The organism is Microcoleus sp. S36b_A4, assembly GCF_036700645.1.
Taxonomy (GTDB): domain Bacteria; phylum Cyanobacteriota; class Cyanobacteriia; order Cyanobacteriales; family Microcoleaceae; genus Microcoleus.
Map to the genome: position 1 here is coordinate 1 of NZ_JAUBPI010000135.1, position 12,597 is coordinate 12,597.

At 48.8% G+C, this 12,597-nt stretch carries 7 protein-coding genes; 2 read left to right on the top strand and 5 right to left on the bottom strand.

Annotated elements, in window-relative coordinates; genetic code table 11:
* Window positions 1-397: 397 nt before the first annotated feature.
* Together QUA03_RS26645 and QUA03_RS26650 are read right to left on the bottom strand one after the other, a co-directional pair.
* Complete coding sequence (locus QUA03_RS26645) at window positions 398-1,666, bottom strand: pitrilysin family protein (protein WP_333216440.1); 1,269 nt, start codon at window positions 1,664-1,666, stop codon at window positions 398-400.
* Between the two features lie 263 nt (window positions 1,667-1,929).
* Window positions 1,930-3,195, bottom strand: a complete 1,266-nt coding sequence (locus tag QUA03_RS26650; protein WP_333216429.1) for a pitrilysin family protein — start codon at window positions 3,193-3,195, stop codon at window positions 1,930-1,932.
* 336 nt (window positions 3,196-3,531) lie between these two features.
* Here QUA03_RS26650 and QUA03_RS26655 point away from each other — a divergent pair, with 336 nt between their 5' ends.
* Entirely contained in the window at window positions 3,532-4,560 is a 1,029-nt protein-coding gene (locus tag QUA03_RS26655) for a hemerythrin domain-containing protein (RefSeq protein ID WP_333216430.1), read from the top strand.
* A gap of 240 nt (window positions 4,561-4,800) precedes the next feature.
* On the opposite strand, the gene QUA03_RS26660 is transcribed toward QUA03_RS26655, so the two are convergent.
* From QUA03_RS26660 to QUA03_RS26670, 3 genes are all read right to left on the bottom strand, one after another.
* The gene (locus tag QUA03_RS26660; protein WP_333216432.1) at window positions 4,801-5,661 is read right to left on the bottom strand and encodes an SDR family oxidoreductase; all 861 of its coding nucleotides are present in this window, start codon (window positions 5,659-5,661) and stop codon (window positions 4,801-4,803) included.
* A gap of 406 nt (window positions 5,662-6,067) precedes the next feature.
* Window positions 6,068-8,500, bottom strand: a complete 2,433-nt coding sequence (locus tag QUA03_RS26665; protein WP_333216434.1) for an SdrD B-like domain-containing protein — start codon at window positions 8,498-8,500, stop codon at window positions 6,068-6,070.
* A 545-nt stretch (window positions 8,501-9,045) separates the two neighbouring features.
* Complete coding sequence (locus QUA03_RS26670; RefSeq protein WP_333216436.1) at window positions 9,046-10,965, bottom strand: SdrD B-like domain-containing protein; 1,920 nt, start codon at window positions 10,963-10,965, stop codon at window positions 9,046-9,048.
* 261 nt (window positions 10,966-11,226) lie between these two features.
* Here QUA03_RS26670 and QUA03_RS26675 point away from each other — a divergent pair, with 261 nt between their 5' ends.
* Complete coding sequence (locus tag QUA03_RS26675; protein WP_333216438.1) at window positions 11,227-11,904, top strand: peptidoglycan-binding protein; 678 nt, start codon at window positions 11,227-11,229, stop codon at window positions 11,902-11,904.
* Window positions 11,905-12,597 lie beyond the last annotated feature (693 nt).

The following is a 12,597-nucleotide window of genomic DNA, read 5'->3' on the forward strand; positions in this document are numbered from 1 at the left end:
ATCTTGCACTTTTTTCTCGAGCGCGCGATCGAAAACCCAGACCACGCAATATGCGAGCGATTATTCAGCAAACCCTATTTAGCAAAGGCGGGATCGTGAAATCGTTAAGCTAACGGCGCAACCTAACAATTCGGTTGGAGGAGATTGTTGAAAGTCGCTGGTGGTGCTAGGAGTGCTATTTGCAACCGCTCAACCTGAACGTTATACCCGCAGCGAAAAGTTCATTGAGGTGGTCGGTTTCAGTTCTAGATAATGCCAGCAAGAATAGTTGGCTTTGTTGTTAAGTTTGGAAAAATTAAAAGCGAGCGCAAACCACCAATAATTGTTAAGCGAAAAGTCTTTTAATCTGCGATCGCATCGATCGAACTTTTCAAAAGTTCGATCGCCCATTTCCTCCTCAACAAACAGCCACTACACCCAACTCTGTAATCGCCGCCTCCGGGCCCACCAAAGAAACATACGGTTCTACAAAATATTTCTTAGCAGCATCCCGCGCTTGTGAAGCTGTCACCTGTGCAATTTCTTCTTGAAATTGCTGGTCAAATTTAATTCCCAATCCCAAAATTTCGTACCAGCCTAAAACTTGGGCAATTTGCGAATTAGTTTGTTTTCCTAAAGCATATTGACCGAGCATTTTATTCTTGCAAGCTTGCAATTCTTCCTCGCTTAGTTCGATGTTGGCGAGTCGATCGACTTCTGCGCGCAATCCTTCAAAAGCAGTCGTCGTATTTTCCGGCGCCGTACCCATGTACACGACAAACTGAGCCGTGTCCAAGCGCGTCGCGTAGAGCGCGGAAACGTCGTAAGCCAAGCCCCGCTTTTCCCGCAATTCCACAAACAATCGGCTCGACAAACCGTTACCCAAATAAGTATTCAGCAACTTAATCGCTGCGTAGTCGGGATTTTTGACAGAGGGTGCGAGGTAGCCCAGCATAATCACTGATTGCTGCGTATCTTGCGCTGTAACGACCGATTGAGGGGAGGGTGATAAGGGGGGGACGGTTAAAGTTGGCAGGGGTGTTAAAGGCGCTTTCCAGTCCCCAAAAGTTCGATCGATCAGGGCGATCGCATCTTCGGTCGATATTCTGCCGGCTACAGAAATAACTACATTATCGGGACGAAAATAGGTTTTGTGGAACTGTTCGAGCTCGTTTCTGGTGAGCTTTGACATAGTAGCTTCCGTGCCCAAGGGAGAGAAAGCATAGGGATGTTCCTGGTACATCGCGTGCCGCAATTGCTCGAAGGCGATCGCAAATGGCTGTTCTTGTTGCGATCGAATTGCCGATATGGCAATGCGGCGTTCGAGTTCGACTTCAGCTTCCGGGAAATTCGGCGATCGCGTCAATTGCGCCGCCAACTCCAAAATCTCCTCAAAATCCGCAGAAACCGTCTTCAAACTCACTAAAAAATAGTCTGTAGTAGAGTCGGCACTCAACCTCGCTCCCACCGATTCTACACACTCGGCAATTTCCAGCGAAGACAGCCGATCGGTTCCCTTAGTCATTACCGCCGACAGCAAGTGACACAACCCTGCTTGTTCCGGCTGCACGTAGCGACTGCCGGCCCGCAGGAATATCCTAGCTGCAATAATATCTGCTGCTGGATTTTCTGCTGCTAAGACAACAATACCGTTGTCTAAAACCGTGCGCTGGATTTCATTTTTCATTGAATTATTTGTTAACTGTTGACTGTTGACTGTTGACTGTTGACTGTTGACTGTTGACTGTTGGCTGTTAGTCATGATTATTCGTAGGATGGGTAGAGCGTGAGCGTTACCGATCATCCGATTTGAGATTGGCGATTTGAGATTTTAGATTGAGGGACAAATCTCAAATTTCCAATTAATAGACTTGGGTTTCATGTCTCAACTCAACCTAGTTGCTGTTAACAGTGAACAGTCAACAGTGAACAGTGAACAGTCAACTATTATTAGATTGGTTTGAGTACCACTGCTGTATAGCGCCGAGGAGAGAGATATTGTTGAGCTAGGCGCTGGAGGTCTAATGGCCCAAATGCTTTAATCCTCGTGGGATAGCTAAGCGCTAATTCGGCACTGGCGATCGTATTGTAATATCCGTAAAGACCGGCTAGCTGTCCCGGCGTTTCGAGCGAGAAAGCAAAATCGTTGCACAGCAAACGCTGACAGCGGAGCAATTCTACCTCGGAAACTGGCTCAGACTGCAATTGCCAAAGTCGATCGCAAATCCGAGATTCCACCTGTTCGACATCCTTGGCGTCCAAGACTGCACTGATAGTAAATAAACTCGATTCCCGTTGCAGCGAGAAAGTGCTGTCGATCGCCTCTACCAATTGTAATTCTTCCCGCAGTTCCCTGACTAAACGCGAAGTCCGCCCGTCTGCAAGCAACACCGACAGCAAATCCAAGCCGCAAGCACTTTGCAAGTGTTCAACTCCCGGGCCCGTCCAGGCCATCATCAGGCGGGCTTGTTCCAATCGCGGGAGGCTCAATTCCTGACGGCGAATTTCTATCAGTGGCGGTTCCGCCTCTGCGGTTAATTTGGGACAATCCCACCGATCCGAAAACTGCTCGAATGCTTTCCCCGTAACATCTCTGGCCTGTTGTTCATCAATTCCCCCGACTACCACCACAGTCATATTTTCCGGCTGATAGTGCGATCGGTGAAAACAGCGCATTTCATGGGGAGTTCGCGACATCAGCAGTTCTTCCGTGCCCAATACCGATCGCCTGTAGGGATGTCGCTGGTAAACTGTTTCCATCATGGCTTGGAAACCCAGCCAATCGGGATTGTCTTGAGCTTGGCGGATTTCTTCTAGCACCACATCTCGCTCGCGATCGAATTCCCGATCGGGAATCGAAGCCCGCAGCAGCAATTCTGCCAGTGGCTGCGCTGTTTCTGCTAAATAATCGGCCGCAGCGTTGACGAAAAAATGCGCGTAGTCGTGACTTGTAGCTGCATTCGCGACACCGCCGCGATTTTCTATTACTTGGTCAAATTCTCCAGGGGCGATCGAATCCGTCCCTTTAAATATCATGTGTTCTAAAAAATGAGCCATTCCCGACCAAGAATCCGGCTCCAGGGTAGCGCCAGCCCTCACCCACACGTCTAGCGCGACCACCGGTGTGGCCGAAATCCGCTGGTGAATGACCGTTAACCCATTATTCAGCTTCCAGACATTGGCTGGGAACTCTAAAGCAGTGAGCAGTTGAGACAAGCTAGTTATTCTTAAACTTTAGTTAACTTCGGCTGCAACTATGGTAGCGCTTTACAGCTCTGCGATCGGGATTAATTGATACAAAACTCAGTTGTCAGTTGGCAGTTGGCAGTTGGCAGTTGTCAGTGGTCAGTGGTCAGTTGGCAGTGATTAAGGGTAATTTTTGCTTTTTTAAAAAACGACCTTAGCCTTAATTAACTATCATTTCTTGGTTTAAAAGTCAATAGGTTGCGCGGGATATTAATGAATCAGTCGGGAGAAAGAGGATGTTATCAGAATATATCAATAAATTAAGAGATGTAAGAACACTAAATACATTGAGAGGAGAAACGACAGATGGTAGCTACCCTAGAAGATACTAAGCGCCAAGCGATCGCAACTAAATTAGCAGACATGAAAGCGCTGCAAAACCTGTTGATAGCCAACGAGCAATTGTTCATCAATTCCTGCAACGACTCCGAACTAGCCCAGCGCTTCCGGGATATGCTCGAAGACGATCGCAAAAACTTGGGCGTATTAGAAACTACGATCGTGCAATACGGCATTCAAACCGAACCCAAAGAAACCAGCACAAAAATGATTGAAGAAGTTCAGAAACTCATGCAAGGTTCTGAACTCACCATGTTTGAAAAAGTCGCTCAGCACGAACTGCTCAAACACAAACAAACAATGGCCGGTTTGTTAATTCACAAAGCTGCTCAAGTAGTCGGCGCTGACATCGAAGCTGCCATTACCCCCCTCAACACAGTTAACTTTGAGAACCGCGCTCACCAAGAACAACTCAAAGGAGTTCTCGAAATTTTAGGCGTACGCGAATTGACTGGCAAAGACCCCGACCAAGGCGTTTGGGCTCGCGTACAAGATGCAATGGCAGCTATGACCGGCATCATCGGCGGTGCAGTTACCCGCAGCAAAGATGAGATGAACATCACCGAAATCATCTCAATGGATCACCGCAAAACCGATACCCTATTTATGGAAATCGCAAGCACCGACGATCCTCAAAAACTGCAAGAATTCTTCGGTCAACTTTACAAAGACCTCAGCGTTCACGCAGAAGCAGAAGAACAAGTTGTTTATCCCGCAGTTCGCAGCTACTACGGCAATACTCAAGAACTGTACAGCGAGCAAGCAGAAATGAAGCAGATGCTTGCCCAAATTAAGGCTCTCAACCCCACTTCTTCTGATTTCAAAGCCCAAATTAAACAGCTCCAAACAGCGGTTAAAGATCACATTCGACAAGAAGAAAACGATATGTTCCCTCATATTCGCCGCAACCTGAGCGAAGCACAAATGGAACAAATGGCTACTGAATTCAAAGCAGCCAAAAGCACCATCCAGCAAGAAATGGCTAACCTGAGCTAATTCAGCAGTCACCTAATTACAACTCTAGCAAAACTAGAGAATAGTTAAACTGCAACCTATCAATCCCGCTACCCACGTAGCGGGATTACTGTTTTTTTATAAAAAAACAATCTAAATAAACCCGCCCTAGGTAACGTGGTTGTGGGGGCGGGTTTATTTAGATTGTGAGTTATAGTCAAAGATTGTGGGTGAAAGTTCCCCCACAAAATGCGGTTATTTATATCTCAACTCGCGACAAATCTATCCGTTAATCACCGATCCGCCGTTGGGATGCAAAATTTGACCCGTCATGTAAGACGAATCTTTTGAAGCTAAAAACACGTAGCTGGGGGCAACTTCATCGGGTTGACCGGCGCGTCCCAATGCCGTGTCTGCACCAAATTTCTCCACTTTTTCTTCAGGGAAAGTTGCAGGAATTAGAGGGGTCCAAATCGGGCCGGGGGCGACTCCGTTTACGCGAATTCCTTTCTCAGCTAAACTTTGAGACAAGGAGCGAGTAAAGGCAACAATTGCTCCTTTTGTGGAGGAGTAATCTAGCAATTGTTGATTGCCTTTGTAAGCGGTGACAGAGGTAGTGTTGATAATTGCACTTCCTTCTTTGAGATGTTTGAGAGCGGCTTTTGTGAGGTAAAACATTGAGAAAATGTTGGTGCGGAAGGTGCGCTCTAATTGTTCGGCGGTGATGTCTTCGATGCTTTCTTGGGGATGCTGTTCGGCGGCGTTGTTGACGAGGATGTCGAGGTGTCCGAATTCTTTAACTGTTTGTTCTACAAGATTTTGGCAGAGGCTTTCATCGCCGATGTCGCCCGCGATCGCAATACAGCGCCGGCCTTGCTGTTCGATCGCCTCTTTGGTTTTTTTGGCATCATCATCTTCGTTAAGATAGCTGATGACCACGTTAGCGCCTTCCTTGGCAAAGGCGATCGCCACTGCACGCCCGATACCGCTGTCTCCGCCAGTAATTAAGGCTACTTTGTCCCGCAATTTATCGCTACCTCGATATCCCTCCGCGAAGGATTGGGGTTGCGGGGTCATTTGCGATTCAATACCGGGTTGCTGTTCTTGATGTTGAGCCGGATTGGTTTGTTGTTGAGTTGGCATAACATATTCCTCTACGTTCTACCTCTATAAATAAAGGTTTTATTGAGGCGGGGAATCGGTCTTTTTGCTGATCGTCCTCTACGACTAAAGACACTAATTAAAGAGATAAATAAACCCGTCAGCCGAGCCCATGATTGTGGCGGGCTGGTTTATATAAATTGTGAGTTTTCCTCAAATATTGTCGGTAAAACGCGCCCCTACGAGCATCGCGATATATTTGTTGTAGAGGCGGGTTTCACGAAAAATATTTCCGGTAATTAGAGAAATTCATAAACCCGCCCCGCGAGCCTCTAATTATTGTCTTATTGTCAAAACAGCAAAAAGCACGCCAAAATATCATTTGACGTGCAGGTTAAACAAGCTAGTTGCTAATTGCTGAGTCTCAAACTAGAGACCCAACTTAAGATTAAAGAAGCGAATTCGTAGGACTAGGAGGAACGACGAACAATGATTCATCGAGACCATTCTCTTGTAAAAATGTTGCAATCAGAGCATTCGCCGAATTTTGCAAATCGTTGATGTCAACAAAGCTGCTAACAACTGGACTCTGATCTACTACAAAGTTGCCAAAATTGCTGACTGGTTGAGGGACTGAGCCGGGGACGGGCTTATTCAGCGGATCATTATCATCGGAGATGCTAGAAGCAGTCACCGTGCCGCCGGTCAGCGGATCGATGCTGTCAATAACCCTTTCTGGTTCCGTCGGTACTGGCGCCGGCACGATCGGTGTTACAAAAGTGTTTGGCCCCGGCACCGAGAACGTAACAGGATTAGGCCCTGTCGGAATGGGGAACGGGTTGGCAACGCCCGGAGCGTTGAAAACTTCCAAGAGCGAATAGGTACCCGGAGCTAAATTGGTGAACAGAACCTCGCCCTGAGCATTACTCCTCACCAGAGGCTCGGTAGCAGCATCGTAGCGACCATTGTTGTTGAAATCCAAGGTGAACGGGATGCCCTCCAAAGGAGGTTCGCCCTCATCTCGAAGGCCGTTGCGGTTGTCGTCCCGGAATTTTCCTCCGAGATAGTTAAAGAACTGGCCGTTGCCCACCAAAGCACAAGTAAACGTTTGGTTTGCGCCCAAAACGATGTCCAGTGGTTGAGTAGTTTGGAAAGAATTGGAAGGCACTACTTCCCGGACTCGGTAAATACCGGGAGTCAAATTGCCAAACTCCCAGCGGCCGAACTGATCGCTGACGGTACTTGCTTCTCCGGCATCAATGGCGTCGTTACCGTTGCTGTCGATGTAGATTGTGACCCCTGCGATCGGCGTTTCAAAGCCGTCCCGGTAGCCGTTGCCGTTCAAGTCTTGGAATTTGCATCCAGTGATGCGGCTGTTGGGGGTGTTGCCAAAGACAACGTTGGCATCTTGAGTGCTGAGGTTGAACTGCACCCGATCCGGAGTAGTAGGACTAAAACCAGCTTGTGGCACTTCCCGAACCACATAATTGCCCGGTTCTAGGTTGGTGAAAGCACCGCGCCCGTTGGCATCAGTTACTAGCGACTGTTCCCCTGTGTCGAGGGCGCCGTTGTCGTTGGCATCAAGGTAGACCGTGATGCCGGGAATGCCCACTTCCTGTAGAGTGTTGGCCGGTTCGTAACGACCATTAGCGTTCTGATCGTTATATTTGAAGACCGTGATGTTGGGGCGCGTATTCCCGACAGCACCGCTACCTGGATTTACCAAAATCGGGGTGAAGAAGACTGCGGGTTCCGGGTTGACCGGCGGGAAGGGGGGCGGAAAGTTCGCCGCAACGACCCGCTGACCACCTGGAACAGTTGGATCTGCCACTATGAAAGGCAGTGTTCCCTGCTGTCGCGATTGGGGCCCGGGGGCTGTGACTTCTACCGGGTTCTGCGTAGTTGCAATTGGCGGCTGGTTGGGTATGAATGTTTCAAAGGTTTCCAATACAGAGTAGCTGCCAGCTTTCAAATCTCTGAAGGTAGCCCTACCATCAGGCCCAGTTAACAGTCGCGGTTCGCCCACGTCTGTCCTGCCGTTCCGGTTCAAATCGAGGATGAACGGGATGCCATCGAGGGCAACTTCGCCGGAGTCTTGTATGCCGTTGGCGTTGTTGTCCCGGAATTTGAAGATCGGGATTTCGTACAGGGGAGTGTTGCCCACTTGAGCGCAGGCCCAGGTTTCGCCAGGGCCGAGGTTCACGTCAAGCAGGGGGGTGTTGCCGGGAGGAGTGCTTTGGGGAAAATCTCTTTCTAACGGTTCAGTGCCGGGCCCGTTGGCGCGCTCTTCCCGAATCCGGTACAGCCCAGCCGACAAACCAGTGAATCGGAACTCGCCGTTTCTATCGGTTAAGGTAGTGCGTTCCCCTGTATCTAGCTGACCGTTGTTGTTGGCATCGATATAGATTCTGACGTTTTCCATCGGGGGTTCACTCCCGTCTCGAAAGCCGTCGTTGTCTACGTCGAGGTATTTGCAGCCAATAATCTGACCTTCCGGGACGGGACCATTGCCGAACAACACTGTGGCATTATTGCCCGCGAGGGTGACGACGACTGGGTTTGGAGTTGTCGGGCTGAAACCGGCTGGCGAGATTTCCCTGACTGTATAGGTGCCTGGAAGCAAGCCTGGAAATACGAAGTTTCCGCTGGGGTTTGTCAACGTCGAGGGTTCACCTGGATCGACAGTGGTGTTGTTATTGGTGTCAATAAAGATTTGGACGTTGGGGAGCCCCGGTTCGCCGGGTTCTCGAATGCCGTTGAGGTTCTGGTCGTTGAACTTGGTACCCTGGATACCCGCAGGAGCGTTGCCAAAATTGATGGTTGGCGGTAACACTACTGGAAATAATACAGGAGTTACCTGACTAGCACTTTTTTCTGCCATGATTTTCTGTTCCTTCACACCTAAATCTACGTAAGCTACAGGCTACTGTATCACTTTGTCAATCAGCAGTTAGCTGCTGCTAGCGACTGACGATCGCTACTCAATCATACATACGTCTACGTTGCTCGAAGGTTCCTCATCTAACATCAGGCTTACTCCAGCTTTGTCGCACGAGATTATATCAGGTTTTGAATAGCTGTGGCAATTTGAGCGCAATATCTTCAAGATTTGCGCCCGGAGTTCTTCTGCCCGTGGACACTTGCTGTTTTGAGCTGGAACAACGTTAAAACTCACTGCACCTCGGTGACTTGAGCGACCATGCCACGAGGGCTATCGCACTTGGGGAATTGTCTGATAATTCCTAAAAACAGGTATGATACTGTCTCTGAATCTTGCTCCTCATATACAAGCCAGCTTTGGGCTTCCCGGAACTCTGGCTTGGCTTTGGAGGTTGCCAACAATAGGGTATCACGCGATCGCCCTTTAACCTCTTCCTAATTTTTATCTGCGGTTTTGGATTCGGGGCGATCGAGCTTTGTCTCACCCTACTTAACCGGGAAATTCCTCACACCCATCGGCACAAACCAGTCAGCTATCACCCCATTATCTAATTCATTGATATTGACACAATTACCAACTTGTGCATTAGGCTCCAGACCGACATTCTGTTGCCCAAAGTTAGGAATATTGCCTAAATTTGCAAAAAATCCATCACTCAAAAATTTACTAATTTGATCACTATCACGACCCTGGCTCAAAAGCAAGCTATCCGCCCCCATATTACCCGCAGGTTCGGGTCTCGTATAGCTGTTGGCATCAGTTAACGGGTCGCCCTTCCAGGATTTAGCCGACCTACCCTCAGCCTCTCCAGTCACGAAATCGATGCTGCTAGCCCCAATCTCTGCCGAGACAACAACCACCGCAGGCGGAGTCGTTTGAATGAAACCGGGCGGCGGAACTTCGCGGACAACATAACTACCTACCGGAACATTGCGGAAACTGTAATTGCCTTGAAGGTCGCTTAAGGTACTCGCTTCGCCCGGATCTAAACTGCTGTTGTTGTTGAGGTCGATGTAAATTTGAGTATTGGCGATCGGCGGTTCCCCGGCATCGAGGATGCCGTTGGCGTTAAAATCGTTAAATTTCACACCGCTGATGGTGCCAGTCACCAATACATTGCCAAAGCTGAGATTAGTGGCATTTGTGCCGTTGCCTACGGTGATCGGCGTCGGATTAGGCGTGGTTTGGAGAAAACCGGGCTGCGGAACTTCCCTCACGACATAGGTTCCTTGAGGCAAATTGATAAAAGAGAAATTACCTTCGGGGTTGGTTAAAGTCGAAGGTTCGCCCGGATCTACACTGCCATTGTTGTTGAAATCAAGGTAAATCGGCCAGTTGGCAACTCTCGGTTCCGTCGGTTCGTTGATACCGTTAGCGTTGAGGTCGTTGAACTTGAAGCCGCTGATGCTGCCGGTAGGAAAATTGTTGCCGAAATTGACGCCGACAGCGTTGGTATTGCCGGTGATGTCGATCGGGCCTGGATTTGGCGTAGTCTGTACCCATCCCGGTTGCTGAACTTCCCTCACCAAATATCTGCCGGGAGAAACATTGGCAAAAGTGTAGTTGCCTTGGGGGTTTGTGATGGTATTGGGTTCGCCCGGATCAAAGCTGCTGTTGCCGTTGAGGTCGAGGTAAATTGGCCAGTTTGCCAGGGGCGGGTCTGTGGCGTCTCTGACGCTGTTGGCATTGAGGTCGTTGAACTTGACACCGCTGATGCTGCCGACAAAAAAGACATTGCCAAAATTGATGTTGTTGACAGTGGCGTTGGAAGTAACGTTAACCGGGCCGGGGTCAGGCGTGGTTTGAAGAAAACCCGGTTGCTGGACTTCTCTCACCAAATATGTATCGGCGGGAATATTGACAAAAGCGTAATTGCCTTCAACGTTTGTAAAAGTAAAAGGTTCGTCGGCGTCGAGCCTGTTGTTGCGGTTGAGATCGAGGTAAATTTGCCAGTTAGCTAGCCCTTGTTCCCCAGGATCTCGGCTGCTGTTGTTGTTGATGTCGTTGAATTTTGTGCCTGCGATCGTCCCTGCGTTAAAGTTGTTGCCAAAATTGATATTGCCAGCGTTTGTGCCGCTGGTAATCGTGATGGGTGCGGGATTTGGGGTAGTTTGGCGAAAGTTCGGCTGCTGGACTTCCCTAACTTGGTAAGTTCCCGGTGGCAGGTTGGCGAAGATGTAGTTGCCTTGCGCGTTTGTGACGGTGGAAGGTTCGTTAAATTCTGGCTGGCCGTTGTTGTTGAGGTCGAGGTAGATTTGCCAGTTGGGAATGGGGACTTCTCCGGGATCAGGGCGGCCGTTGGCGTTAAAATCGTTGTATTTGGTGCCGCTGATGCTGCCGACTTGGAAGTTCCCGATGTTGACGTTGCCGATGTCTATTTGGCTGGCGGTTCTGAATTCGGACATGGTGTTGCTGGGGCCCAATGAACGCGGTTCAATGTTTTCTGTAGGGCAATCTAGCAGTTTTTTTGCCAATTGCAGCTATTTCAGGGGATAAATTATTTTAAGGAAAGGGAAGGGAGGGGAATCAGAAATGCCCCATGCCCCATGCCCCATGCCCCATGCCCCATGCCCCATGTCCCATGCCCCATGCCCCATGCCCGATGTGTAAATTTTTTCCAGATTTGATGTACGATCGCTACCAGTTTTCCAGAGGTCAAATTCCCAATGTCCCAAAACTTGACAGCAAGCTGGAATAAAGCCCGCGAGGTTCCGAGTTTGCTCTTCGGCTGGAGTTTGTGCGGTTTATTGGCAATGAGCTCGATCACCCCTACTCCTGCTGTCGCACAGCTACCTACCTCCGAACAGAGTAACAGCAATAATCCGATCGCTCAAACAGGTGCGATCGTCCGTCCCACGCTCAAATTGGGCAGCCGAGGGTCGGAAGTGATCGAACTCCAAGCTGCTCTTAAATTATTGGGCTTTTACCCTGAAACTGTAGACGGGATTTTCTCACAAAGCACCGCTAGAGCTGTGTCTCAGTTCCAGGAAGCAGCAGGTCTGCCTCCCGACGCAATAGTCGGTCAAGATACTTGGAACCGGCTGTTTCCTGCGACTCCGAGCGCGATCGAAAACCCGATCGCCAACGATCCTGTAACTGGCGACAACTCAGAGATTAGCCCCGAAGCGCAGCCAACCAATTTCCCGGTTTTGAGAAGACGAATGCGCGGGCAAGCCGTCAGAGATTTGCAAGAGCGGCTGCAGGCCAAGGGATTTTTGCGGGTGAGTGCTGACGGCGTGTTTGGCCCGGAAACTCAAGCTGCTGTCAAGGCTGCTCAGCGACAATATCAACTGCCAGCAGACGGCATTGTCGGCCGCGCAACTTGGGAAGCTCTGCTGCGTTGACAGCAAGCCAAAAGTGCCGGCTATGCACGTTGCGGTATCGGGCGATCGTACAAATTGTTAATAATCGCTTTGGGAAGTATTTCTGCACGTCAAAAAGTGTCAAGTTTGGTAAACAAAGTGTTTTTATGCACGCAGTTGGTGTTAACTTAAAAACATGAGGGGCAAAACCAAGAAGCACAAAAAACTTGGATAAAAATTTGGAATTAGAGTATTTGTCCCGATCTGCTCTAGTCCGCAGGCAACGCCTGAACCGTGTAGCTTATTAGCAAAGAAAGGTTGATATTGCGATTCGTATTTGTTAAATAGCTTGAGGCTATTGGATTAATCAAAAGTTGCGATCGCACAACAGTCAAAGACAGAAGTCTGAATAGACTCCGCTGATAGCTAGCTCGTCCGCAGAGTAGTTGCAAAAAAGTCCACCTTAGTTGTAGTTTGCTGAAACTCAGCAGAGCTAAAAACCCACTTGAATCAACTGAATTTACAAACTTTTTAGGGTCTGGCATCCGATATGCTAGGCCCTAAAATTTTTGATAGTTGACAGTTGACAGTTGACAGTTAACAGTTAACAAAGTAATAAGCTGTTGTGCATTTAAAACGCATAGTGGTATAATATAAAATAATGATATTCAGACAAAGTGAATGCCTGCTAAAAATTTTCTAAGTTCCGAAACAAAGGAAACTCTTCAACAAGTA